Origin of the sequence: Brachybacterium sp. GU-2 (genome assembly GCF_030866705.2) — a bacterium.
Taxonomy (GTDB): domain Bacteria; phylum Actinomycetota; class Actinomycetes; order Actinomycetales; family Dermabacteraceae; genus Brachybacterium; species Brachybacterium conglomeratum.
The window spans coordinates 2,993,949-3,018,537 of sequence record NZ_CP133037.2; the positions used below are offsets into that span (position 1 = coordinate 2,993,949).

Here is a 24,589-nt window from a genome sequence, read left to right on the forward strand (position 1 = left end):
GCGGGCGTCGGCCCGTCGCGCGTGGCGACGGGCCGACGGGGAGCGGGGTCTGAGGTGCGGCACCGAGACCGACGGGGCTGCGTCTGTCTGCGACGCCGGCGGCCTCGGGCAACCGCACCTCGGGCTGTGGAGCCTCAGGCGGCGGCGAGGGCCTCGTCGACGGCGGCCTCGATGATGTCCAGGCCCTTCTCGAGCAGCTCCTCGGGAATGGTGAGCGCGGGCAGCAGCTTCACGACCTCGTCGTCCGGGCCGGAGGTCTCCACCAGCAGGCCCTCCTCGAAGGAGCGCGCGGCGATGGCGCCGGCGATCTCGCCGGAGGGCATCTGCAGGCCGCGGGCGAGACCGCGGCCCTTGACCACGAGCTCGTGGTCGGCGTGACGGGCGGCGATCCGGTTGAAGCGCGACTCGATGTAGGCGCCCTTGGCCTCGGTGGACCGCTGCAGCTCGTCATCGCTCCAGAACAGCTCGATGGCCTTGGTGGCGGTGGCGAAGGCGGGGCCGAAGCCGCGGAAGGTGCCGTTGTGCTCCCCGGGCTCCCAGATGTCCAGCTCGGGCTTGATCAGGGTGAGCGCGAGCGGGTGGCCGTAGCCGCTGATCGACTTCGACAGGGTGACCATGTCGGGCTCGATCCCGGCCTCCTCGAAGCTGAAGAACCCGCCGGTGCGGCCGCAGCCCATCTGGATGTCGTCGACGATCAGCAGGATCTCGTGCTCCTTGCACAGATCCGCGAGGCCGCGCAGCCACTCGGCGCGGGCGGCGTTGATCCCGCCCTCGCCCTGCACCGTCTCGACGATCACGGCGGCGGGCTTGTTCAGCCCGGAGCCGCCGTCGGTGAGCAGGCGCTCGAGGTACATGAAGTCGGGGACGACCTGGCCGAAGTAGTCGTCGAAGGGCATCGGGGTGGAGTGCACCAGCGGGATGCCGGCGCCGCCGCGCTTCATCGAGTTGCCGGTGACGGACAGCGCGCCGAGGGTCATGCCGTGGAAGCCGTTGGTGAAGCTCACGACGGACTCGCGCCCGGTGACCTTGCGGGCCAGCTTCAGCGCGGCCTCGACCGCGTTGGTGCCGCCGGGGCCGGGGAAGGCGACCTTGTAGTCCAGGCCGCGGGGCTTCAGGATCTTCTCGTCGAAGGTCTGGAGGAACTCGCGGCGCACGTCGGTGAACATGTCCAGGCCGTGCACCACGCGGTCCTCGAGGTAGTGGTCGATGACGACCTTCTTGAGCTCGGGGTGGTTGTGGCCGTAGTTCAGGGTGCCGGCGCCGGCGAAGAAGTCGATGTACTCCGTGCCGTCCTCGGCGGTCAGCACGGAGCCCTTGGCGTGGGTGAACACGGCGGGCCAGCCGCGGGAGTAGGAGCGGACGCCGGACTCGAGCTCGGTCGGGTCGGCGACAGGGGCGCCGGCCTGGTCGGCCGGCTGGGGCTTCGCGGTGGTCTCGGTCGGGGCGGTCGTGGTCATGCCATCTCCTCGGGTGGGGGTGGTGCGGTGGTCTGCGGAGGGCAGGAGGGCGCGCGAAGGCGCCCCTGCCCGGCGGTGGGGCACGGGTGGGGAGCTCAGCTCCCGGCGTGCAGGGGGCTGATCGTGTGGAGCAGCTCCGCGCCGTGGCCGGCGTCCGGGAAGTGCTCCTCGGTGATCAGCTCGGTGATCTCCTCGCTCGCGCCGTGACGGCGGGCGAAGGAGGCGAAGAGCCGCTGCGAGGCGGTGTTGTCCTCCGTGATGGTGGTCTCGAGCCGCCTGACCTGCGGGAGGTCCTCGAGCAGGGCGTCGAGCATGCGGCCGGCGACCTGCTTGCCGCGCTGGGAGGCGTCCACCGCGATCTGCCAGACGAAGAGCGTCTCGGGCGCGGTGGGGCGGAGGTACCCGAGCACGAAGCCCACGCCCTCCGCGTCCCACACGGCGAGGCGGGAGGTGGCCGCGAAGTCGCGGGCCAGCAGGAGGTAGGCGTAGGAGGTGTTCAGGTCGAGCGTCCCGCTGTCGCGGGCCAGGCGCCACATGGCGGCGCCGTCGGCCAGGGACGGAGGCCGGATCTGAAGGCCGGGGCTGTCTCCCGCGGCCTGATCGGTAGGTGAAGGGTTATCTGCGCTGTGCGTCGTCAACGGGCCCATATCGCCGTCCACGCTAGCCCGGTGACGCGTCGATCGGGACCCCTCGGTCGGGCCGTGGAGGGGGTTCCTCGGTGTGTCGTGACGCAATCGTGACGATCTGACGTCCGCTCCGCGGATTGTCCGACAACCCCGTTCGATGTGTAGCGACCTGCGGTGTTGTCCTGCAGGTCGGTGCGCGGATCCGGGGTTTGCGAGACTGGACGTGGTGTGCATCACGTGTCCGTGCACTGGGACACGGCCTACGCGCGCGGGGATCTAGAGGACTCCTTCGCCCTGCCCGTCGGGCGGAGACCCCGGGGAGGGCCCGCCCCTCCCGCTACCGTCGAGCCCATGAATCCCCTCGAATCCCTCAACGAGGTCCTCGGCAACGCCGAGGGCTGGCTGTGGACCTGGGCAGGGATGCCCGTGGTCATCCTCCTCGGCCTCTACTTCACCGTCCGCACCGGCGTGGTGCAGCTGCGGATGATCCCCGCGATGCTCTCCGCGATCGCGCAGAAGCCCGTGCAGGAGGAGGTCGAGGGCCCCGGCAACGACGCGAAGCGCTCGAAGTCCCTCAGCGCCTTCCAGGCCTTCTCCGTCTCCGCCGCGGCCCGCGTGGGCACCGGCAACATCTCCGGCGTGGCCGGCGCGATCTTCCTCGGCGGCCCCGGCGCGGTGCTGTGGATGTGGGTGATGTGCGTGCTCACCGGCGCTGCGAGCTTCATCGAGTCGACCCTCGCCCAGCTGTGGAAGACCCGCGCGGACGACACCTACAAGGGCGGCCCCGCCTTCTACATCCACCGCGGCCTCGGCTCGCGCGGCTTCGGCGCCTTCTTCGCAGTGCTGTTCATCTTCTGCTTCGCCTTCGCCTTCACCTCGCTGCAGGCCAACACCATCGTGGACGCGGTCACCGGCGCAGTCGCCCTCTACGCCGACCCCGAGGGCCTGTCCTGGCTCGCGCCGGCGCTCGGGATCCTGCTCGCGGCGCTCACCGCCGGGATCATCTTCGGCGGCATGCGCCGCGTGGCGACCGTCGCCCAGAACATGGTCCCGATCATGGCCGGGCTCTACCTGCTGATCGGCATCGTCATCGTCGGGCTGCACCTGGGCGAGGTGCCCCGCGTGCTCGCCCAGATCGTCTCCGAGGCGGTGTCCCCGCAGGCCGCGATCGGCGGCGGGATCGGCGCCGTGATCGTCAACGGCGTCCAGCGCGGCATGCTCTCGAACGAGGCCGGCATGGGCTCGGTGCCGAACGTCGCCGCGACCGCCTCGGTCAGCCACCCGGTCAAGCAGGGCCTCGTCCAGACGCTCGGCGTCTATTTCGACACCCTGCTGATCTGCTCGATCACCGCGTTCATCGTGCTGGTCTCCTTCCCCGACGTCTCCACCGGCGGTGAGGGACTGATGATGGTCCAGCAGTCGCTGTCCTCGACTCTCGGGCCGTGGGCCGCGGTCCTGCTGGCGGCGATTATGTTCCTGCTCGCCTTCACCTCGGTGCTGGGCAACTTCTCCTACGGCGAGGCGAACATGCACTTCCTGACCTCGAAGCGGGGCTGGCACATCGCCTTCGGCGTCGCCGTCGTGGCGCTGGTGCTGATGGGCTCCGTGATCGCGGTCGACCTCGCCTGGACCATCGCGGGCGTCTCGATGGTGTTCATCGCGCTGATCAACCTCGTGGTGATCGCGCTGCTGGCCCCGACGGCGGTGAAACTGCTGAAGCACTACAACGCCCAGCGCGCCCAGGGCCTGGACCCGATCTTCCTGGCCTCCGACCTGCCCGAGATCAAGAACGTCGAGGTCTGGGTCGACGAGGACGTGTGCGACTACCAGGACGCCCGCGAGGAGGCGGCCGCCGCCCGCTGACCTGCGGGATGCGGCGGGGCGGCGGGCCGACGGGCTCGTCGTCCCCTGTCCGAAGGGCGTCGACCCCGCCTCGGAGGCTCGCTGTGGTGGCTGAACGGGATGTACACCTGGTTCCTCGCCACGCTGTTCTCCTACTTCGGCCTGCTGACCCGCCGGATCCATCCCGGCTGGATCGCGCTCGCCTCGGTGGTGGCGTGGACGGCGCTGCCGCTGCTCGGGAGCGCGCACGGCATGGTCGGGCCGCGCCCGGACAAGTTCGTGTTCTACGCAGTCTTCTTCTTCGCCGGCGCCGCGCTGCGACCGGTGCTCACCCGCGGGCCGGTGCCCTGGGCGGTGACGGTCCCCGCGCTCGCGGTCGCGGCGGCCTGGGCGCTGCACGCCGCCCGGACCGACGCCGAGCCGCAGGTGCCCATGCTCACCCAGGTCGTGGTGCTACTGGCCGTGGTGGGAGAAGTGGGCGTGTTGCAGCGGCTTCCGCGCCTGCGCGCGCTGCGCCCCGTGGAATGGCTGGGCCGCAACTCGATCGTCCCGTATCTGGTGCACCTGCCGGTGATCGAGCTGCTCGGCCGGCACAGCGACCTGCCCGCCGGTCCGGGGACGTTCGCGCTGTACTACGCGGTGACCACATCGCCGTCTGCGTGCTCGCGGTGCTGCTGCGGCCCGTGACGGGGTTCCTCTCTGCCTTCCCGGCGCGGAAGGCCGCGGCGGCGCCCGCTGCGGAAGCTGACGACGCGGTCTCGCAGGCCGGCCGTCGCCGCGATGCCTGCGGCAGGCGCCGCCCCCGTGGGCGAGGCCGCCCCTGCCTGCACGCGCCGGTAGGATGGGTTGGCCCGCTCGGCGGGCACGGGCCTGTAGCTCAGTTGGCAGAGCATCGGACTTTTAATCCGCGGGTCGTGGGATCGAAGCCCACCGGGCCCACTGGTCAGCAGGTGTTTCGGACAGAACGAAGGGCCCAGATGGTGCCGAGTTGGTGCCATCTGGGCCCTTCATCGTTCTGCAGGTCAGGCGACGTCGTACCTGCTGCGCCGCCTGCGCGGGACACCATTGCGCTCGAGCCGCTTGCGGTACTCCTCACGCTGGCGGGCGAGCTTGCATTCTCGACAGATCCGCTCGATCCGCCCATGCTTCCGCTCGTAGATGATTGTGTTCTCCTCGGTCATCTCGTGCCCCTGGGGGCAGTGCGATCGAGGCCGGCGAGAGCGGATGGCGCGGCGCATGTTCTGTGACGCCGTAACGGCTTCGAGGTGGAGTGGGTTGATGCAGCGGCGATGCTTGCATGTGGTGCCGCCCGGACAGTTCTGATCGGCGTTGTGGCAGGCGTGGTCGATCTGCGCGCTCTCCGGGATTGGTCCGTTCTTCTCCTGCCACGCGGCACGGTGGGCCAGTGTCGAGCCGCCTTCTCCGTCGGCGACCACGGCATAGCCGCGGTTGTTGAGTGCGCCCTGCCAGAGCCAGCACTCAGAGATGGGGTCCGCGCTGTAGCGGGTAAGGTTGATCATGATCGACTCCCTTGCAGTCGGTCCATGTCCCCGGACGGTTGCCGCCGTTGCGGGGACGCTCTATTAGGTTGTTGCGGCACCCAGTCTACAGCATCGCCGCAGGTCACGACCGCTTTCCGTCCAGTCTCAGCCCAGGTGTAGCCCAGACCTAGCAGAGGTGTCGGAGTGCGCTGGCACACTCCCTCCCATGGACACCACCGGGCACGAGCTCTACTTCGCGCACCAGCGCGCCGTGCAGACGATCCACGGCATCGCGATCCGGTACCGCCTCGCGCTCATCGGCCCGCGCGTCGACGTCGCCCACGCCGAGCTCGACCCGACCCTCCCCGAGCACTCGATCCGGGTCCGCGCCGGCGACGCCGAGCTGCTGATCGACTCCGCGGACTGGGTCGGGCGACGCGCAGAGCTCGAAGAGCACGTCCTCGCGTGGCTGCTCGAGCACGTCGACCTCCGTACCGCGCGGCCCCGCCCCGCCGCGCGCCGGTACGACGAGGTGTGGATGCTGGCATGGAGGGAAGCGAACCCCGGCCGACGCTAGGGTCGTGCTGTGGATAACTACATGCATGTAGTTCTGGCAGACGACACCACCAGGATGTGCATCGGTAGGCTGTGGAGGTGGTCGCCGCCGCGCCAACTGGAACGTTCGTGCAGGTGGCGGGCTCGCTGGGAGGCCTACCACATATGGCCGACGAGCACCCCGCTTCGTGTGGCACACTAACGGGACGGTGTGGATGCCGGAAGCGTCCTTGTGGATAACCGCCCACATCGCCGAAGCTACAAAAGGAGCTGTTGATGTCCAACGATGCTCAGAATCTCATCGACTCGATCGGGACGATGGTTGAGCATGCCTTCAGCCGGTCGACCTTCCGGGATCTTTCGGCGTCGATCAACCAGGACACGCACGAAGTCGTCTTCGACATCGACCTGCTGAACGATTCGCGCTCCTCCCAGCACGAAGTCATCCGCACGATGATGAGCAACGTCTACCCGATGTTCGAGAAGGAAGATGTGTCCTTCACGTTCATCTTCTCGGAGCACGAGGAAGCACGCGCCCTGGCTGAGGCGCAGTTCGATCTCGCTGTCGTATGACGGGCCCGCCGCTCACGATCTCTGAGCACGTCGAGCGTTCCCGATACCACAAGCGTGTCGGCGATGCGCTGCACTCGAGCGGGCCGGACAGCTGGGGAGCGGTCTGCTACTTCTACTCGGCCTTCCACCTTGTGCGAGCAGCACTCACTCGTGACCCGATCTTCAGCGACCTGTCGCAGCTGAAGAAGGCGCATCCAGGCCTGATCCCAGACGATCGGGGCGCAACTGCGCATCAAGCGAGAAGGGGGAGTGAGCGTCGGTTCGGGGTGAACGACCTCGTCCGAATCCTCCACCCGGACATCTTCCCGGCGTACTACCGCCTCCACGGGGCCAGTGTCGGTGTCCGGTATGAGAAGGGCATCAGCTCCGGCCTCGACGGGTTCCTAGAAGACCTCGAGGATATCGAGGAGCACTTCGCTACGAGTGACGCGTGCGAGAGGCTTGAAGACCTCCGAGAGCTCCTGCAGGCTCGCGCCGAGAAGTAGTCCTTGACGCACGAAAGCGCCCCCACCCGGCCGTGTAGGCCAGGTGGGGGCGTTCTCATCGTCGTCATCTCGCTCGGCGCGCGTCCCGGTCTTCGGCTCGGTCGATCCGCTCGCACTCGTCTCGGGCGTGCTCGGACGCCCACAGGGTGGTGCACTCCCGGCACTGCCAGTGCAGGTCAGGCATCGGGGGTGTCCTTCCCGTCCGGCACGCCGTCGCGGTCAGCGCGGCGACCGTGCCGCAGCTGCTCGGCGTTGAGGGCTCGGGCGATCGCCTCGGGGTCCTCGGTGGCGTTGACGGTCACGTGCACGTCGCCGGATGCTGCCGGCGGTTCGGGGCGTCCGTCGGGGATCGCGTAGCCGAGGCCCTTGTAGAGGGCCTGGCCGAGCACGGCGACCGCGGCGATGGACAGCAGGATCGTGGAGACGATCTGGACCACGGAGTCGGGGATGCCGGTGATCATGCCGAGCACGATCGCGGCCGCGAGGCCGAGCACGGCGGCGACGATCGCGGAGACGCGCTGCGCCCGGGCCTTCGACCAGGAGCGGTCCTTGGCGATCTGGACGATGGCGACCTGCGCGAGTGCGGCGAGGACGAGCACCGCACCGATGGGGGTGAGCTCGGTGGCGGTCGTGATGGCGTCGTTCATAGGGAGTCCTTTCCGGACGGGATGATGATGTGGTCGGCGAGGGAGTCCGGCGGGACGGGGATCGAGACGCCGGGGAGCCGGCGGGCGATCAGCGCGACGAGATCACGGGCGTACTGCACCGCCGCCCAGCGCGTGGACCGCTCGACGGAAAGCTCGGACTCGATCCGCTTGAAGCGGGTCTCGTTCTCCTGGTCCTTGGCGCGCATGTCGGCGCGGAGCTCGGCCATGTCCGCCTTGTACTGGACGAGGTCTTGCCGGCGCTCCTCGGCGAGATCCTTGTAGCCCTGAAGCGCGTTCTGGTCCTCGGCGACGTCCTGCTCGCGCACGCCCTTGCGCCACGATGCGACCGCGCCGATGATCGCGGCGATGCCACCGCCGGACATCGCCGCGATGATCAGGGCGACGATCGGGTTGTCAGCCATCTGCCGCCTCTCCCTGTCGTTCCTTGCGCGCCCGCGCCTGGTAGTCGACGTAGACCAGCAGAACCAGGCGGGTCAGGAGGAAGCACAGCAGCCAGCCGAGGAGCAGGGCCCGCGGCCCCGATCCCGGCGAGTCGCCGAACGTTTGCTCCCACGAGAGGTAGACGTAGGTGAGGATGCCGCCGAGCGCGAAGGCAAGACCTGGTAGCTCCACCTGGTGCACGCGGATGAGGTGCGCGACGAGGATCAGGAGCGAGCCGACGATCAGCATCGTGCCCCACGCGAACGTGAGCGCGAGGCCGATCCCCTCGTAGGAGCGGGGCGGGGACACGAGCACCCACGTCCCCGCACCGAGGCCCTGCAACGCGCCGAGCAGCATCGGGACGGTCCAGGCCGTGAGCCGAGGGACGGGGTACGGGGAGGAGAGCATGTCAGCTCACCAGCCAGAGCCCGTACCACGTCACGGGGCCGAGCTGGCCGTCGACCTTGAGGCCGGCCTTCTTCTGGACGGCCTTGACCTTCGCCTTGGTCTTCGCCCCGAACCGGCCGTCGGCCGTGATGCCGGCCTTCGCCTGCCAGCGCTTCAGGCCCTGCGCGCCGGACGACTTGCCGGACCCGACGATCTCGCCGGGGACAAGGCTGTTGGGCACCTTCCCGGACACGGACTCCTGCTTGTCCTCGTCGCCGTAGTAGCACAGGTGGTCGGGGGTGCGGAGGAGGGGGAAGTCTGGGCAGTCGGTGAGCTTCACGAAGAGCTCCTTTCCTTCGGGCAGCTTCCCGCCCGTCGAGGGGGTGGAGGGGGATGGAACGATCGGGGCCGGGACGCCGCCTCGCGCCGCCGCGAGCACGTCGGCGATGGGAATGTCCCCGGGGTCGCCGTGGTCGTTCTCCGGGGCGTGCTGGTGGCCCAGCCAGCCGGTGTACTCCTCCCACTGCTTGCCGGACAGGCGCTGCCCGGCCTTCTCCCCGTAGGAACCCGGGTACGCCTTCCAGGAGACCGACGTCGTCAGCGGGATGTCCAGGGACTCCGCGACCGCGGCGAGGACCCCTGCGAGCGCGTCGCGCGCCCATACCTCGTCTAGGAGGTCGGGGAGGAACGGGTAGCCGTGCCTCGTGGCGAAGTCACGGTCACAGGAGCCGATCAGCTCGATCTGGAACACGCGGGCGTTGTTGGTCTGGACGCCGCCGGCCTTGTTCACGAGCGCCCGGGAGGGGCGAGTGGTGGAGAAGTGCTGCCGCGCCGAGATCGTCCGCGCCTTCGGGTCGAACCGGACCGTGAGGTGCGGGGCGGACGAGCCAGCCCCGTAGCCGGGCCAGGTGCCGGTCTCGGTGGAGTGCATCAGCCCGATCGGCTTCCCGCCAGCGTAGGTCTGGGTCGGGTACTTGCTGTCCCAGAACTGGGTGGTGGAGTCGGCCCACGGGAAGACGCCGTCGTCGGCCGGGCCGAGGTGGGCGCGCTCGGGTGCAGGGGCGTTGGTGCCGCCCTCGGGCGCCGCCGGGGCGGCCGGAGCGGCGTCACCTTTTCCCAGCATCGCCTTCTTCGTGCCGGGGCCGACGATGCCGTCCGCCTCGAGGCCGTGAGCCTTCTGCCAGGCCTTGATCAGCTTGACGGTGCCGGTGCCGATCTTCCCGTCCACGTCCGCGCCGACGACCTTCTGCACCCAGGCGTGATCGAGCCAGCCCCGAGAGGCGTAGCGGTTCCCGCCGACGTAGACGAAGTGCCACGACTCGCCGTTCTCCTGGCCCTCCTCCCAGGACCAGCCCCAGGCGGGCCCGTCGCTCTTGAAGATCTCCTGGATCGGGCCGGGATGGATGTCGACCGCGAGGCCGGAGCCGTGGTTGGACCATCCGGGCGAGGCAGTGCTCGGGCGGCCGGGACGCCGCTCCCACGTCGACCCGTCCCACGTCCGATCCGACGACTTCGACCTCGCGCGGGAGACGCGGCGATAGTTCCGCTGCAGCATCGCGATCTGCTCCTCGATCGGGCGCAGCGCGTCGTACAGCTGGAAGTTCGCGCCGCTCTTCGCGACGGCGAGGGCGATCAGGTTGGAGAACGACTCCGCTGCCTCGCGCTGTAGCTGCTCGTGACGGCCCGCGTTCGACCAGGAGGTGGGGAGGTCGACCAGGCGCTTGTCGTTGCGGGAGAGTGTCAGCAGGGCCATGTGGCGCTCCTGTTCCGCCCGGTGTGCGGGCATGAGAAAAGCCCCTGCCGTGTGGCGAGGGGCTAGGAGAGGGGTAGGGGGTCAGCACGCCGAGATATGCACGGCGAGATTCCCCCAGTCCGGGTTGGTCGTGTAATAGGCGGCGTCATTCACGGCGTGGATTACCTGCACGGTCATCTCCTCGTGCGCTGGGACAACGACCCGGTGGACAAGCGGCGGGGAGATTCCGTCGATGCTGGCATCAGCCGGGATTGTGGGGCGGACGACCAGTGTTTCGCTGCCGACCTTGAGGCGCATCTCGGACCCCGCTGCGCGCTTCCGCGCAAAGACCGTTCCCTGGACAATCCCCTGGCGCGGGTACGGCCTCGCGGGGACTGTGGCCGACAAGATCACGTCGCCGCTGTTCCTGTTCGCCCCGCCTATGAGGGTGCCCCCGTACAACTCGGCCGCGCCGGACGGCGTGGGGATGCCAAGGTGCTCGGCGAGCCAGTCGGCGAGAACCTTGTAGGACCCGTCGGTGAGGTGGATGCCGTCGCTATGGAGCCACCCCCACGGGTCCGCGCCGGGAATGCCGATCACGGCGTACCGGGGCCACAGGTCAAGGAACTCGACACGCCCGGGATCCTCCTCGGCGAGGGTGCGGAGAGCCGCCGTGTAGTCCTCCCACGGGTGCGAGCCGGTCGCCGGGCTGTTCCGCTGATGCTGCCCGACCAGGAGGTGCACCGTGTCCGGGGACGCGGCCTTGAGCGCGGAGAGGTGGCTACGCATCGACGTCTCATACTGCGCCGGGGTTCGGCTGCCGGACCAGTCATTGGAGCCGACCATGTGCACCATGAGAACCGGCTTAATCGACCCAACCGCCGTGTAGTGCGCCGAAGTGAGGTAGTTGGCGCTCGTGGAGCCGCCGATGCCCCAAGCCCACACCTGCACCCCGTTTGTCGGGGCGCTACCGGATACGGCGGTCTGGGCGGGGCGAGAGGTGAGGTAGCTGCTGATCCTCTGCGCGGGGCGGCGGTCCGTGGATGTGGCCTGGTGGCCCTGGATGGTGGACGACCCGGCAAAGATCACGCTGACGCCGGTAGTGCGCTGCTGTCTGAGCGCACCTTGCAGCGCACGTCGGGACAGGGGCGTGGTGGACAGGCGGGCAAGGTCCTGCACTGCCTGCGCGGTCATCATGCCGCGCTGGCCGGTGGTCGCGTCGGGGATAGTCGCGGCCACTCCGTCAAGCGCGGCCTGCGCCCGGGGGACGGGGTGCCGTCGGGGTCGAATGCGTGAATCTCGGTCACGCGACCACCTCCTCGACAGTGAAGACACCGGGTGCGGTGCGGGTAATGGATGCGCCAGCGGGTCCGCGCAAGCCCTGCTCACCCCGGTCCCCTTTCTGGCCTCGGGGGAGGACTGCGTGCAGTTCGCGCGCCTGGGGTGTGCCGGTCATCCACATGTCGGCAGTGGCGCCAGCGGTGACCGACCCCATCGTGATAGTTGCGGAAACGCCGTCAGCGCCACTGTCGCCCTTCTCGCCGCGCTCACCCTGGATGCCCTGTTCGCCGTTGGGGATGCCAACCCACTGCGTAAACGTGCCGTCTGACAGCTCGAACCGCATGTGGCCAGCGTCATCAACCTCGGCGTCCACGATGGACGCGCCCTCAATGACCTGGTAGGGCTGGGACTTGATCGGGATGAGGTCGGCGGTGAGGTTGACGGTTGTGTCGCGGGGTGCGCGGAACGTGAGCGGCGCGAGCGTGAACCCGTCCAGGTCGAACTTTGCCGTCCACGCCCAATCAGAGACCCCGATAGGTGCGTCCGTGGCGAGGAGACGCACGGGACGCGGGTCCTCTTCCGAGACAATGATACTGCCCTCGAAAATCTGTGCCGTGACCGGCTGGATGCCCAGCCACGCCCCGTCGACACGCGCCGCCTCAGTCGTCGCCGTGAATGTGACCGTGCCGTTAGCGACAACGACATCGGGGGAATCGTCATCGTCCGGGCCGTCAGCATTGATGAACCCGAAATAGCCGTCAATCGTCGCGCTGGGAAGGTTGAACTCATCAAACCATGCCATTAGCGGACCTCCTTCCATGCCTGCGGGTACGCGAGAGGCGACCACACGACTGCGTTGATTACGGCCTCGTACACGCGGCCCTGGAAAGTGACGCGATCCCCGACCCGGTATGCGTCGTGCGCGCCAGTCGGCTGCTTGTATTCGGGCGCGTCAGGGATCGGCTCCGGCTCGGGCTCGTCGGGCACCTGCACACCCTCAGGCACGAGTGCCCGCCACGCCGCGAGAACACTCACGCCACGCAACGCCGCGTACTCCTCCACAGCAGCCACAACCGTCGCCCGCGCCTCGACCTCAGCCTCGCGACGGCTAATCTCGGCCCGCATCTCTTCGCACGCCGCCCGCAAATCGTCAGTCGTCATGTCGTCAAAGCTCGTCATCAGTCCACGTCCCAACTGATCTGACCCATGTCGATTCGTCCACACGTGCCCCTGGTCATGTAGAGGCGGATATCGTTGTTCGTTGCCGAAACAACGATATAACCGGCAGCGTCAACGCCATTACCAGTGCTCTGCTCGACAGGGACGATGGGGAACCGCATGCCGCGCTTCGGGAGGTCCGCTGCATCCAAGTGCGCCACGGTATAGCCTCCACCCGATGCGCTGTACGCGGTGTGGGAGCCATTAGAGCGATAGAACTGGCCTCGCAAATAACGAGTGGTCCCCACTCGGCGGAACTGCTTCGGGCTCCCAGAGAAGTTGGTGGTGTTCGCTAGGTCGGGAAGTGTCTGCCACTTCCCCGACAGGAGCGACACCCACGCGACCGGCTGGCCCGCGTCCTGCTTCGCAATCCTGATGTCCGGGTAGTCGCCGTGAACCACCGCGACCGTGCCGCGAATGACGGTCTCAGGCTCCGGCAGCTCCGACCCGTCCCGCACCTGCAACGTCGGCGCGATACGAGGCTTCACGGAAAGGAACACCGCATTCGTCAGCAACTCGTTCGGCTTCCGGGAAATCTTGTGGAGAACGAGGTACTGCTTCCCCTGCGACTGGTCCAGAGCCGTCACGACCTTCAACTGGACAGGCGGCTTCGACGTTTCCAGCCGAAGAGGCGAGTATTCCAGCATGATCCAATAGGTCGTAGCAGCGGTCACCGCAGGGATATCGAGCACGACCGGTGCGTCGATGCGGTGATAGAACCCGGCCACAATCGCCTGCGCCAAACCCGTCTGGGTCGAAACATTGACCGTGACCTGGTTCGTGGCGTTGTTGATGTTCGTGAGCCGGTACGGGTCGCCGCCCTCATTCAACACTCCGCTACCGATGCCGAGCGTGACCTGCTTCCACTGCTCGTCAGTCATCGGCTTATCCCGCATGGGGAAAGACTCTTCAGCCATCACCGCACCTCCAATCTACGCGTACGCGCGTCAAGCTTCTTGATTTTCTTAACCCACTTAGGGGTGCGGTCGTCCGCCGAATCGTGATCCCCCAAAGACAGGGCCGCAGTCCGCCCGTGCCCGTCCCACGTCAACTCGACCTGCCGCACAGGCTCAGACACCGTTGCCGAGTCGAACTCGACCGTCACGGTGTCGCCGAGCCAGTAGTCCGTGCCGAAGCGGAGCCCAGGCACTTCCTGCGCTGTGATCGACGCGGACGCACCCTCACGCCCTTCATCCAGCAACTCGTCCGCTGCCTGCTTGATCTCCGGGTCGTCATCCGTGGACGTCTGGTCCACGAACTCCTCGACCCGCCGGCCCCACCACGTGGACCGGAGGTACTCGCGTCGGTTGAGGTAGGTCCCCGTGCCCTGCCCTGCCGCCATCGCCGCGTTCACGGTCGGGGCAGACATGACGTAGGACCCCTCGTCGAGGCCACCGTTCTGCTCCGTGAACCGCACGCTGCGGGACCTGTCGGTGGGGGTGCGGAACCGGAACACGATCCGGTTGTCGTCCTCCTGCACCGCATCGAATGTGACGCCGCCCGTGCGGGCGAGCGGCTTGATCACGTCGAGGATCGGCTTGTCGCGGTCGTTGACCTTCACCGTCTTGCCTCGACCCTGCGAGGTGGCGACCGTGAACCCGTCCTGCTGGCGCGCCGTGACCGCGCCCGTGCCGACGTTCGCGTGCACGATGTCGCGGATCACCGTCTCAGCAGGACCGGACCGGGTGTACTTCCCCTCGGCCGTCTGCTGCGTCCAGATCTTCGTCGGGTCGCCGAGGAGGAGCCGGTCACGCACATGCACCAGATCCGACTCCCCAGTCAGAGTCCGGTCCCGGGACTGCGTGTCCTCGCTGATCTCCGTGACCGGCCCCGACAGGACCGTCACCCCGGAGTCCTGGATGATGACCCGCCATCCCGGCCCGACCCGCTGCGACAGCGGATCACCGGAGGGGACCGTGATCTGGAACGTGCCCACGTCCGCGTCCCGCAGGACTGCCGTGCACTCCGTGACGACGAGATGCCCGCGCCGCACCCGCTGAGGGTCGACCGCCCAAACGACCAGCGACATCAGACCCCCTCGAGGTAGCGCTCGCGATACGTGAGCCGGACGAGCGTCGCCGGAGTCGCCGACACGAGCGTGACAGTGAGCGACTGCTGCCCCGGATCCAGAGAGAACAGGCGCGACCGCAGGCTCGTATCCGACCACCGGTCAGGAGTGATCCGGCCCGCCGCCGTATCGATCAGCACCGGCGAGGTCGGGGAGAAGCTGCCCGCGATCTCGATCCGGTCCGTGCCGCGTGCGATCACCAGATCCGTTCCCGGACCCAGCACCTCCCACGCCGGCCACACCGGGCCGTCACCCTCGATCGTCACGTCGAACCGGCCCTGCACAACAGACTGCGCCAGGATCACCGGGAAGAACGGCGACGTGTCAGACAGGAACGGCTTGCTGCCCGGGTTCACGCGCAGCTCGACCGTCTGCTCCGGCCCCAGCCACCACGAATCCGGACACTCGAACGTCAGCCCGAGCGTCTGCCACGACCCGTGGAACCCGTCACCGAAGTCCCCGTCCAGCCCCTCCCGGTAGTAGCCGCGGATCATCCGATCCGTGCCCGATGCGGGATCCTCGATCCGGATCTCCACCGGCCCGAGGTGGGGCGCGAGAAGCCTGTTCAACTCCCGCCGCATCACGGACAGACCCGCGACCGAGTCCGCCTCCATCAGCAGAGGGAGGTACACCTCCCGCGCCCTATACCGGACACCACGCACGATGCTGCCGTCCCCGGTGATCCGGTCCTTCGACGCGATGTCCACCGGGGCGAGACCCAGACCCGTGCTGCCATACAGATGCAGCACCGGATCATCCGGGCCCCGCCCCAGCGTGAACGTCTCACCGTTCCGAGACAGCGACACGATCGGAGAGTCCGACCAATCCATCAGCCCCTCCTCACGCGTACAGCGCCATCTGGCGCTTCTGCCGCTTCTCGATCTCCCGGGCAACGTCCTCAGCCGTGTAGCCGTGGACACCGCCGTTGATCTGGATCGCCGGACGCTCCTCCGACCCAGCACCCATGCCCGCCGACGCCGCGACAGACGGGACTTGCGGACGGATGTCCGCGCGCCCCATCTCCCGGAGCCCCGCCAGGTCCGGCGGCGTCACCAGCGACTCGAGCGACGACTGCACCGCCGGGACCATCCCCTCGACACCGACCTGGAAGCCCTCCCCGGTGAACCCACCGAGCGCCTTCATCACCCGCGAAGGCGACTTGATCTTGAGCTTCGACCGGACCGTGAAGATGACCCGGTTCGCGAGGTTCTCCGACGCCTTCTCGACGTTCTTCAGCTGCGACTCAAGCCCGCGCACGAGACCCTTCGCAGAGTCCACGCCGGCCTGATGCATCTGCTGACCGAGGACCGTCCCCGACTTCGACGACGCACTGTTGAGGGCGTTGTACTGCTTCGTGATCGCCTTGATCTGCGAATCGGACCCCGACAGGAGGTTCTTCGCGACCTTCGCCCCGTCCGCAGCTCCGAGCTGAGCGATCTGATCGATCAGCCCCTTCGACAGGCCCTTCGACTGCAGCTCACTCAGCTGCCCGGTGAAGGTCTTCACTGTCGCCGCCGAGTTGCGGAATCCCCGGATGATCGTCTCGATCCCCGTGGTCGCCGACTCGGCCGTGAGCGCATACCCGCCGGCGAACTTCTCGGTGAGCGACGACGCGTAGTCGTCCCGCACCTTCGTCGCCTCGGTCAGCGCCGCCTTCGCGTTCTTCAGCTTCGCCGTCAGAGTGTCCGACTGCTTCGCGAGGTTCTGCAGCTTCGTCGTCGCCGACGATGCGTACTTCGTGAAGAACGCATCAGCGGCCTTCGTCGCCGCGGCCGAGGTGTTACCCCGACGCGCCTGCTTCAGCGCCGCTTCCGTCGATGCGATCTGCTTCTGGACGTCCTTCAGCTTCGCCGCCGTCGCAGACGCCGCAGCCGAGTAGTCGCCGCGCCGCGCCTTCGTGAGCGCGGACTGGGTCGACTCGATCTGCTTCCGCACCTGCGCGAGCTGCTTCGCCTGCTTCTTCGAGTCGAGGGCCTTCGCCTTCTTCCGAAGATCAGCGAGGTCGTCCGACAGTCGGTTGACCGTGGACTTCTTCGCCGACGACGTCTTCGCGGACACCGTTTTGTTCAGCTGGGACGCCTGGTTCTTCAGCGCCTTCAGCGAGTCAGACAGTCGATCGACCGTCTGCTTCTGGTTCGCCTTGAACCGGTCGTTGAACGTCTTCGTGATCCCGTCGGCGAGCTTCCCCGCCGCGGTCTTCACCTGCTTCTCGGTCCCGAGAAGCCCGTCCAGAATGACGGTCACCTTCGACGAGCCGATCTTCGCGTTCGGCGACACCTTCCCACCGGACGCATACCCGACCAGGCCCCCGGACGCATACCCGGCCAGCGCTCTCGCGCCGTACCGGTTCAGCGCATCCAGCAGCCCCGGACGAGCCGACTCAATCGACCGCCGGGACGACTTCTGCACCACGAACTCGTCCGCATGCACCACACCCGCGGGCTGGTACTTGCTTCCGGGCCCGGTCCAGCCACCATCCGCGTAGCCGCCCTTGCGGTTCCAACCTCGTGCCGGCGACCCGTACGCGGCGCGCGCGTATCGGATCGAGGCGAGGATGTTGCTCAGCGGGTCCCAGATGTTCTTGTCGTACCCCGGACGGGCGTACGCACGGAACGTCGGGTCGATGACCTGCATCAGGCCCTTAGAAGGAGTGCCCTTCTTCGCGTTCGAGTCCCAGTTGTTAATCGCCCGCGGATTGAACCCCGACTCCTGGTTCATGCGGCGCATGAGGGAGTTGAGATTCGACTCGGAAAGCTCGCCCTCCATGGACAGAGCCTTCTTCGCCACTGGCAGCCAGCGGGCAGTCTTCACAGCGCGACCAGCGCTGTCGATCTGCTCCATGCCCCAGTCGCCGAGCTCGGAGATCTTCTTCGACGCCCAGTCGACCGCGCCACCGATCAGCTTCTGCGGCACCTCGAACAGCATGTCGCCCAGCGGCGAGTCACCGACGCCCTTGCGGGTCTTCTCCTTCAGCGACTTCCACAGGCCAGCGAACGGGTTCAGCATCCCGCCACCACCGCCGGAGCCAGACTCGCCGCCCGCACCGAGGTACGGGGCCGGGTCGACGTAGCGCCCGTCCTTCTTCAGCGAGAAGTGGAGGTGCGGACCGGACGAGCGGCCGGTCGAACCGACCCGCGCAACATCCGCGCCACGACCGACCGACGAGCCCGCCTTCGCGATGTACTGCGACAGGTGGTGGTAGCCCGCGACGAGCCCGTTCCCGAGCACCAGCTCGAGCTTGTTGCCCGCGTTCGCGTTGCGCGTGTGCCGGATGTGCCCGGCACCCACAGCCTTCAGGATCGCTCCCGAAGGCATCGGCCAGTCGATGCCCTTGTGCCTGCCACCACGAGCTCCGAAGCCGTCGCCCCGCGGGTAGCTGCCGGCGAACGGCATCCGCAGCTTCACGAGGCCGCCCGACGCGTAGCCGAGGGCCCTCGCGCCGTGACGGTTCAGCGAATCGAGGAAGCCCGGCGCGCGCCGCGCCAGATCGTTCTGCGACTCCTTCCGGATCACGTACTCGTCAGCATGGACGATGCCCGCAGGCGTGTACTTCGACCCCGGGCCCGTGTAGCCACCAGAAGACCAGCCGACCGTGAACTTCTTCTCGTCGATCGTGCCGACACCGAACGTGCCCGCGACCGTGTTGTACTTCTTCACGATCCCGTCGCGGATGATGTCCTGGACGACGAACTTGATCGGAGCCTTCGCAGTATCCCGGATCTTCTCCCACGACTTCTTCACCGAGTCACGGAGACTGGTGAACGCGTCCTTCACGCCACCGGTCACCCGGTCGAACATCGGCTTGATCGTGTCGCGGAACCAGTTCGCGACCGGCGCGATCACCTTGTCCTGGATGAACTTCCACGACGCCTTGATCGAGTCGCGCATCGTGTTGAAGCCCGACTTCAGCTTCCCGATCACGTTCGAGACAATCGGCCACGCCGTATCCCGGAACCAGGCCACGACCGTGTTCACAGCCGTCTTCACGGCCTTCCACACGGTCTGCGCGATCAGCTTCCAGCCCTCGAAGGACATCTTCAGCCAGCCGATGACCTTGCTGATCAGCGGCCAGGCCGTGTTCTGGAACCAGGACACGACCGTGTTGATCGAGCCCTTGATCGCGTTCCAGTAGATGCCGATCGCGATCTTCAGAGCTCCGAAGAACTTCCCGATCCAGCCGATGACGCGCTGGATGATCGGCCACGCGGCAGCGATCAGCCAGTTCACGACCGCAGAGATCGCGGCCTGGATCCCGGCCCACGCCGGCTTCAGGGCCGAGTTCCACAGCCACAGCGCCGCGCCGGCGATCGCGTCCCACGCCCGCTTGATCAGCGGCCAGGCCGTGCCGACGATCCAGCCAGCGACCGCCCCGATCACGGCCTTGATCCCGTTCCAAACGGGCACCATCACGTTGTTGTAGAGCCACAGCGCGACCGGCGCGATGACGTTGCTGAAGTACCACTTCAGCAGGTCGATGTAGACCAGCACCGCGGTCACGACGACCGCGATGACTGTCTTGATGCCCTGCCACGCAGGCTGCATCACGTTCTGCCACAGCCACATCGCGGCCGCACCGATCGCCGACCACGCCGTCTGCAGAGCAGGCCACAGCGTGCCCGTGACCCAGTCACCGACCACCGCGATCGCGGTCTTGATCCCGTTCCACGCCGGGACGATCGCCGAGTTGTACAGCCACAGAGCGCCCGCGGCGATACCGTCCCACGCAGCCTGCAGGTAGGGGAGCGCCGTGCCGGTGAACCAGTCCACGACCGATGCGGCGGCGTTCTTGATCGCGGTCCACACGGACTCCCAGATCGCCTTGCCAGTCTCGGTCTTCGTGAAGAACCAGACCAGTCCAGCGACCAGCAGCGTGATCCCCGTGAGGATCAGGCCGATCGGCCCGGTCGCGAAGCGGATCGCCGCGCCGAGCAGACGAGTCGCCACAGCCGCGGCCTTCGACGCGATCGCGCCGGCCTTCGTCGCGATCGTCCGCGCACGCTCCGCGATCGTCGCCCGAGTCGTCGTCGCCGCGTTCGCATTGGTCGCGGCGGTGAGACGGATCTCAGCCATGGTCGCCTGGTTGCGGGCAACAGCAGACGCCAGCGACGTCACGTTGCGGAGGATCTGCGTGGGCAGGGTGGCGATGTCAGCCGCACGCTGCGCAGTGACAGCCGCGGTCACCCCCTGCGTGGCGACCTTGTAGGCAGCGAACCCTGCCACGAGATAGGGGAGCAGCTTCACGACCGTGTCGGAATGATCCGCGAGGAACCCCATCGCGGAACCGAGAAGCTCGAGCCCAGACGCGAGCAGAGTCGGGGACGCCTGCGCCATCTGGGAAAGCGACCCACCGATGGACGAGAACGCGCCACCGAGCCCATCCACACCCTTGGAACCGAGCCCGCCGAGCGAGTCGAGGAACCCCGAGAACGACGAGAAGTCGAGCTGCTTGACCGAGTCCCACAGCTGCCGCGCCATGTACCCGGCACGCTCCATGAACCCCGGGAAGCCGGACGAGGTGATCTCCCCGTCGTTGTACTGCCAGGCGGCACCGAAAGCGGTGATCCCGCCCTTCAGTTCGCCGAACACGTTCTTCCCGATGTCGCCCACGCGGGTCAGGAAGTCGATGACGATCTGCGGGTCGATCTTCTCGATCCACGACACGATGCCCGCGAAGAACCCCTCGACGCCCGCCGTTGCTGCGGGGGTGAATCCCGCGAACAGGTGGTCGAGGATGGGGCCGAGCTTCTTCGTGACAGCCTGGATGACGGACTGGATCCCCGTTGCTCCGGCCTTCACCATCGGCAGGAAGCGGGTGACCACGTCTGCGCCGAGCTTCGAGAAGCTCGTGAGCATGTTCGCTATCGAGCCGCGGGTCGTGTCACCCATCGCGGTCGCGACGCCGCCAGCCGCCTGACGAGCGGCCTCCTCGAAGGTGGCGAAGTCGATCTCGCCCTTCGAGGCCATCTTCTTTACCTCGTCCTGGGACTTGCCCAGCTGGTCACCGAGCGCCTGCCAGATCGGGATGCCGCGCTGGGCGATCATGTTGATGTCGCCGGTGTACGCGGTGCCGACAGCAGCGACCGTGTTGAAGATCCCGCCGATCTCCTCCATGGGCGCCTTCGCGCCAGCGGCGACGTTCGCGACGGTCTTCATCGTCTGCTCGAGCTGCTCGCCCGGCTTGATGCCCGCCGCGACTGCACCGGCCGCAGACGTCGCTGCGGCGTCGAGGCCGAACGCGGTCCCCTCAACCGAGGCGAGGGCGTTCCCCATGATCTTCTCGACAGACTCGGTGTCATGGCCGAGCCCGGACATCATGGCCCGCGCGTCCTCGATGCCGAGGGAACGGTTGATGCCGCCCTTGAGGGTCAGCCCCGCGATCGCACCAGTGACGACCCCGCCGATCTTCAGCCCACTCTTCAGCGACGACGTGATCGTCGAGCCGAGCTTCGAGCCGATCGACTGTCCGGCACGAGACGTCTCCGACATGACCGCGGACCCCGCGAGCTGCGACCCGATGTTGCCGCGCACACCCTGGATCGTGGGGATCAGACCGATGGCTGCGGTCGCGATGACGGGGTTGCCTCCAACGGCCATCGGGCACCTCCTGGCATGCAGAGAGGAGGCAACGCCGCTACCCGGCGCGCCCCTCTACCTGTCGTCTTGCTTCGATAGCCCGCTGCCGGCGCATGAACTCCTGCGCCTTCGCGTCCGCGGTCGACGCCTTCGCCTGCACGTCACCGACGAACGCTGGCGGTTCCTGCATCTGCGGGGGGTTCTTCCCCTTCGACCCGTCCTCGGTCTTCCGCCACTCAAGCCGCTCGACTCGGTTCATGACGGCGAGGAGGCCGTGGTACTCGTCGGTCCACGCCCTCGGACCGCCCGTCGCCTGCCAGACCCGCGACCCTGCGGGGAGTTGTGTGGCGAGGACCGCGACGCGGCGGAGAGTGAGTCCGCCGCGCCACAGGTCCACCAGATCGATGCCGTACTCGCCCGCGAGATCGGCCTCGAGCTCCTCCGGGAACTCAGAGAGGACCCAGAGGAGGCCGGTCAGTTTCCCTGACCCGCCGCCTCCATCAGCTCGGTGAACACCTCGCCCATCTGCTCGGTGCCGACACGGTTGGTCTCTTTGTCGCGGACCAGATCCTTCAGCTTCTCCTGGTCTCCGCTGTCGAGAAGCTCGTCGAGCATCACGGGGAGCATGCCCTTCAGCGACATCTCCATGAACTCGTAGTCGTCGACGGTGCGCTGCTGGTACTTCTCGACGTGGACGGTGAACAACTCGCCGCGGACCTCGACGATCACGTCGCCCTTCGCGGCCTCGGCCTGCAGCGCCTTGACCTTCGCGCTGGTGGCCTTCTTCTTGTCGCCGGGGGACTTCGCGCCCGCAGCCTTCGCCTTCTCGGCGGTGGTCTTCGTGGTGGTGGTCTCAGACATGGTGACGGTCCTTTCGTGACGGTCGAGAGAGTGCGTGACGGTCGGATGAAGGAGGGAGGTGGTGCTGGGCGCGGACCGTCACGCACGCGCCCAGCACCGGACATGCAGAAGCCCCCGCCACCACAGGTGGAGAGGGCTCCGGGATCGAGTAGCGGCAGATCAGCCGCCGGCGACCTCCGCGACCATCGCGGGATCGTTGGTGAGGATGTCGTAGCCGCCGTACACCGTCACGGTCTGCTCGTACATCGTGATCTCCGAGTTGGACGCGACCTCCTCGGGCCGCTCACCGGTCTCCCCGGAGGGGATGAGGTAGCGGTACCAGATGTCGCCGTCCCACTTGTCGACGATCCACGAGCGGCGGTCGTTCGACTTCTTCGAGCCCGACACCTTGATGCGGGACACGCCACCGGTGGTGGTGTGCTCCTTGATGTCGTGGATCAGCCCGAAGGTGAGGAGGGTCGTCTCGAGCGCGGTGAACGTGAACGTGTCCTCGCTCGTGGTGACCTTCTTCCGCACGACACGACCGCCCTGGTGACCGTTGAAGGTCTCCACGTTGTCGTTGTGCGCGAAGTTCAGGCCGTCCTCGGACAGCCAGCCCACGTTGTCGTGGTTCTCGGGGATGACGATGTCGTCATCGGCCGGCATGACCGCGCCGTGGTCCCCGATCCACACGGAATCGAGCTCGCCACCGTAAATGCGCGCGTTGTCGGGGTTGAGCCACGTCGCCTCCGTGGCAGTGGTGATCGGAACGCTCACTTGGAGACCTCCTTGCTCACGGGCGCCACCTTCGCGACGTCCTTGTCCTGGATCTGGATCGAACCGCGACCCGCCATCACTCGAGCGATCTGCGCGTCGAGCGTGACCGAGTCACCGGCCTTGTACTTCTTCCCGCCGATCTCCTGGTTGTGGGAGACGACGGCCTTGACCTTGCTGTCAGCCATCACTGGCCCTTCCTGTACGTACCCCGCAGGTACACCTCATGGGTGAGGACATAGCGGGGTGTGGATGAATCGGGATCAGGAGAGTCCATCGGGGCTGAGATCTCCTCGACCCGATGCACCTTGACCCCGGAAAGAGTGACGCCGCGGAGGGCGAGCACCGCGGCCCGCACATGCTGTGCATCTGACTGCGCGTCGACCTTCTTCTCGGCCCAGCACTCGAACGTGAGCCGAGCGACGTCCGTGACCCCGTTCGCGAGGTATCCGCCCGTGCGGATCGTTCGCACGAACCGTTCAGGACGTGTTGTCGGGATCGTGGTGACGCAGCGCAGCCCCGTCGCCTCGGATAGGTGAGCGTTGATGAGCCCCTGCGCGTTCGCGAACCCCATCGCTCACCCCCTCAACTGGTCACGGACCCGCATCAGGGTGTGGTTCCGTGCGTTGTCACGAGCAGCCTCCGGAGTCTCAGCCGTGACACGGCCGAGGGCGCGAGTTCGGCCAACCTCGACGGTCGACTCGTACCCGCGACCCGCAGACCTTGCCGCCGCCCTTGTGCGTCGAGCGAGCTCGTCCCGCACGCCCTTCGACTTCAGCAGTTTGTCGATCTCACGAGAGTTCAGCTTCACGTCGACGCGTCGCGCCATCAGCCAGCCACCTTCTCCACGTTGATCTGCACGCACCCGATGTCGAGACCGGGGCGCCGGCCACGGCAGAGCACCCCGCGACGTCGAGCCGGGTTCGACCGCTCATCGAAGATCGCGACCTCGCCGACGACGCCCCACCGGCCCTCGTAGCCGGGGACCTCGAGCTCGTCGTGAGCACCGACCCGCACCCCCTCCGAGGCGAGGATCGTGAGCCGAGTGATGACGAGGGACCGGTTCGGGTCCCCAGGCTCATCCGACGTGGTCGGGTAGATCGACTCCACCTCGAGCACGTACGGCTCACCAGGGATCTCGATCTCGTCGCCCATCTCGTCCACGCCGCCCGTCCCGGCGGGGTGAACAGTCACGGTCAGCGCCATGTGTCCACCGTCCCAGCGGCTCGGCGGCTCCCACTCGTGACGCCGAGCATCTTGCGATGCTGGGCAGTGAGGGTGAGCTGTCCGGGGGAGTCACCGCCATACGTGATCGACCCCGACGAGGGCCCGTTCGACTCCTGCACGGTGCGGACACCGCCGGGGTTCGCGAACTTCCCGAGCACGAGGTCGATCTGGACGTCCTTCGCGGCGTCTTCGTCGACCAGCCCGGCCCGCACTCGTTCGGCGAGCACGGGTAGCTTCACCTCTGCGAGGATCGCCCGCTTCGCTCGCCCCAGCCAGTACGTCATCTGCGCCGTCTCGTACGCCGCGGTGACCCCCTCGAGGTCTGCTCCTTCGAGGTCGGTCTCGGTGGCCCACTCGATGATGTCCGCCATGACGGGGCACC

Annotated in this window: 26 protein-coding genes and 1 tRNA gene; 6 read left to right on the forward strand and 21 right to left on the reverse strand. The window is 67.5% G+C overall.

Translation table 11 applies throughout. The features are described from left to right. Positions 1 to 134: 134 nt before the first annotated feature. Together ectB and ectA are read right to left on the reverse strand one after the other, a co-directional pair. The gene (gene ectB / locus RBL05_RS13580) at positions 135 to 1,457 is read right to left on the reverse strand and encodes a diaminobutyrate--2-oxoglutarate transaminase (protein WP_308739029.1); all 1,323 of its coding nucleotides are present in this window, start codon (positions 1,455 to 1,457) and stop codon (positions 135 to 137) included. Positions 1,458 to 1,552: 95 nt separating this feature from the next. Next, positions 1,553 to 1,993 (reverse strand): diaminobutyrate acetyltransferase, encoded by a 441-nt coding sequence (gene ectA / locus RBL05_RS13585; protein WP_412523766.1) that lies wholly within the window; start codon positions 1,991 to 1,993, stop codon positions 1,553 to 1,555. Between the two features lie 441 nt (positions 1,994 to 2,434). Between ectA and RBL05_RS13590 the strand changes: the two genes are divergently transcribed. From RBL05_RS13590 to RBL05_RS13600, 3 genes are all read left to right on the forward strand, one after another. Next, complete coding sequence (locus RBL05_RS13590) at positions 2,435 to 3,946, forward strand: alanine/glycine:cation symporter family protein (protein WP_308739028.1); 1,512 nt, start codon at positions 2,435 to 2,437, stop codon at positions 3,944 to 3,946. A gap of 99 nt (positions 3,947 to 4,045) precedes the next feature. Further along, positions 4,046 to 4,612 carry an acyltransferase family protein gene (locus RBL05_RS13595; protein ID WP_308739027.1) on the forward strand — a complete coding sequence of 189 codons (567 nt, stop codon included), beginning with the start codon at positions 4,046 to 4,048 and terminating at the stop codon, positions 4,610 to 4,612. Positions 4,613 to 4,791: 179 nt separating this feature from the next. After that, a tRNA-Lys gene (locus RBL05_RS13600) sits at positions 4,792 to 4,864 on the forward strand. Positions 4,865 to 4,947: 83 nt separating this feature from the next. Here the strand turns inward: RBL05_RS13600 and RBL05_RS13605 are convergent. Further along, positions 4,948 to 5,445, reverse strand: a complete 498-nt coding sequence (locus RBL05_RS13605; protein ID WP_308739026.1) for an HNH endonuclease signature motif containing protein — start codon at positions 5,443 to 5,445, stop codon at positions 4,948 to 4,950. Positions 5,446 to 5,632: 187 nt separating this feature from the next. Between RBL05_RS13605 and RBL05_RS13610 the strand changes: the two genes are divergently transcribed. The 3 genes from RBL05_RS13610 to RBL05_RS13620 all read left to right on the forward strand — a co-directional run bounded on the left by RBL05_RS13610 (position 5,633) and on the right by RBL05_RS13620 (position 7,019). Continuing rightward, positions 5,633 to 5,983, forward strand: coding sequence for a hypothetical protein (locus RBL05_RS13610; RefSeq protein WP_308739025.1), 351 nt, complete (start codon positions 5,633 to 5,635; stop codon positions 5,981 to 5,983). A 254-nt stretch (positions 5,984 to 6,237) separates the two neighbouring features. Next, positions 6,238 to 6,534, forward strand: a complete 297-nt coding sequence (locus tag RBL05_RS13615) for a hypothetical protein (RefSeq protein ID WP_308739024.1) — start codon at positions 6,238 to 6,240, stop codon at positions 6,532 to 6,534. A 266-nt stretch (positions 6,535 to 6,800) separates the two neighbouring features. Then, positions 6,801 to 7,019, forward strand: coding sequence for a hypothetical protein (locus RBL05_RS13620; RefSeq protein WP_308739023.1), 219 nt, complete (start codon positions 6,801 to 6,803; stop codon positions 7,017 to 7,019). Positions 7,020 to 7,195: 176 nt separating this feature from the next. Here the strand turns inward: RBL05_RS13620 and RBL05_RS13625 are convergent, their stop codons facing one another. From RBL05_RS13625 to RBL05_RS13705, 18 genes are all read right to left on the reverse strand, one after another. Further along, positions 7,196 to 7,666, reverse strand: a complete 471-nt coding sequence (locus RBL05_RS13625) for a hypothetical protein (RefSeq protein WP_308739022.1) — start codon at positions 7,664 to 7,666, stop codon at positions 7,196 to 7,198. After that, on the reverse strand, positions 7,663 to 8,088 hold the full coding sequence (locus RBL05_RS13630) for a hypothetical protein (RefSeq protein ID WP_308739021.1): 426 nt from the start codon (positions 8,086 to 8,088) through the stop codon (positions 7,663 to 7,665). The genes RBL05_RS13625 and RBL05_RS13630 overlap by 4 nt, the downstream gene beginning before the upstream one ends. Next, positions 8,081 to 8,515 (reverse strand): hypothetical protein, encoded by a 435-nt coding sequence (locus tag RBL05_RS13635; RefSeq protein WP_308739020.1) that lies wholly within the window; start codon positions 8,513 to 8,515, stop codon positions 8,081 to 8,083. The genes RBL05_RS13630 and RBL05_RS13635 overlap by 8 nt, the downstream gene beginning before the upstream one ends. Position 8,516: 1 nt before the next feature. Beyond that, positions 8,517 to 10,247, reverse strand: coding sequence for a peptidoglycan-binding protein (locus tag RBL05_RS13640; RefSeq protein WP_308739019.1), 1,731 nt, complete (start codon positions 10,245 to 10,247; stop codon positions 8,517 to 8,519). Positions 10,248 to 10,328: 81 nt separating this feature from the next. After that, positions 10,329 to 11,465 (reverse strand): SGNH/GDSL hydrolase family protein, encoded by a 1,137-nt coding sequence (locus RBL05_RS13645; RefSeq protein WP_318603764.1) that lies wholly within the window; start codon positions 11,463 to 11,465, stop codon positions 10,329 to 10,331. Between the two features lie 64 nt (positions 11,466 to 11,529). Next, on the reverse strand, positions 11,530 to 12,309 hold the full coding sequence (locus RBL05_RS13650; protein WP_308739017.1) for a hypothetical protein: 780 nt from the start codon (positions 12,307 to 12,309) through the stop codon (positions 11,530 to 11,532). Then, positions 12,309 to 12,686, reverse strand: coding sequence for a hypothetical protein (locus RBL05_RS13655; protein WP_308739016.1), 378 nt, complete (start codon positions 12,684 to 12,686; stop codon positions 12,309 to 12,311). The genes RBL05_RS13650 and RBL05_RS13655 overlap by 1 nt, the downstream gene beginning before the upstream one ends. Next, positions 12,686 to 13,606 carry a hypothetical protein gene (locus RBL05_RS13660; RefSeq protein WP_318603768.1) on the reverse strand — a complete coding sequence of 307 codons (921 nt, stop codon included), beginning with the start codon at positions 13,604 to 13,606 and terminating at the stop codon, positions 12,686 to 12,688. The genes RBL05_RS13655 and RBL05_RS13660 overlap by 1 nt, the downstream gene beginning before the upstream one ends. A gap of 35 nt (positions 13,607 to 13,641) precedes the next feature. Next, on the reverse strand, positions 13,642 to 14,754 hold the full coding sequence (locus tag RBL05_RS13665; RefSeq protein WP_308739014.1) for a Gp37-like protein: 1,113 nt from the start codon (positions 14,752 to 14,754) through the stop codon (positions 13,642 to 13,644). Continuing rightward, positions 14,754 to 15,623: a phage distal tail protein gene (locus RBL05_RS13670; RefSeq protein WP_308739013.1), complete on the reverse strand. Its 870-nt coding sequence runs from the start codon at positions 15,621 to 15,623 to the stop codon at positions 14,754 to 14,756. Before RBL05_RS13670 ends, RBL05_RS13665 begins: the two co-directional genes overlap by 1 nt. Before the next feature lie 10 nt (positions 15,624 to 15,633). Beyond that, positions 15,634 to 21,387, reverse strand: coding sequence for a peptidoglycan DD-metalloendopeptidase family protein (locus tag RBL05_RS13675; RefSeq protein WP_318603770.1), 5,754 nt, complete (start codon positions 21,385 to 21,387; stop codon positions 15,634 to 15,636). Positions 21,388 to 21,424: 37 nt separating this feature from the next. After that, complete coding sequence (locus RBL05_RS16945) at positions 21,425 to 21,763, reverse strand: DUF5361 domain-containing protein (protein ID WP_412523767.1); 339 nt, start codon at positions 21,761 to 21,763, stop codon at positions 21,425 to 21,427. A gap of 77 nt (positions 21,764 to 21,840) precedes the next feature. Continuing rightward, positions 21,841 to 22,227, reverse strand: coding sequence for a hypothetical protein (locus RBL05_RS13680; protein ID WP_308739011.1), 387 nt, complete (start codon positions 22,225 to 22,227; stop codon positions 21,841 to 21,843). A 159-nt stretch (positions 22,228 to 22,386) separates the two neighbouring features. Further along, on the reverse strand, positions 22,387 to 22,983 hold the full coding sequence (locus tag RBL05_RS13685; protein ID WP_308739010.1) for a hypothetical protein: 597 nt from the start codon (positions 22,981 to 22,983) through the stop codon (positions 22,387 to 22,389). After that, positions 22,980 to 23,168 (reverse strand): hypothetical protein, encoded by a 189-nt coding sequence (locus RBL05_RS13690; protein WP_308739009.1) that lies wholly within the window; start codon positions 23,166 to 23,168, stop codon positions 22,980 to 22,982. The genes RBL05_RS13685 and RBL05_RS13690 overlap by 4 nt, the downstream gene beginning before the upstream one ends. Continuing rightward, positions 23,168 to 23,554, reverse strand: a complete 387-nt coding sequence (locus RBL05_RS13695) for a hypothetical protein (RefSeq protein WP_308739008.1) — start codon at positions 23,552 to 23,554, stop codon at positions 23,168 to 23,170. Before RBL05_RS13695 ends, RBL05_RS13690 begins: the two co-directional genes overlap by 1 nt. A gap of 254 nt (positions 23,555 to 23,808) precedes the next feature. Next, the gene (locus RBL05_RS13700) at positions 23,809 to 24,186 is read right to left on the reverse strand and encodes a hypothetical protein (RefSeq protein ID WP_308739007.1); all 378 of its coding nucleotides are present in this window, start codon (positions 24,184 to 24,186) and stop codon (positions 23,809 to 23,811) included. After that, positions 24,177 to 24,578 (reverse strand): hypothetical protein, encoded by a 402-nt coding sequence (locus tag RBL05_RS13705; RefSeq protein ID WP_308739006.1) that lies wholly within the window; start codon positions 24,576 to 24,578, stop codon positions 24,177 to 24,179. Before RBL05_RS13705 ends, RBL05_RS13700 begins: the two co-directional genes overlap by 10 nt. Positions 24,579 to 24,589 lie beyond the last annotated feature (11 nt).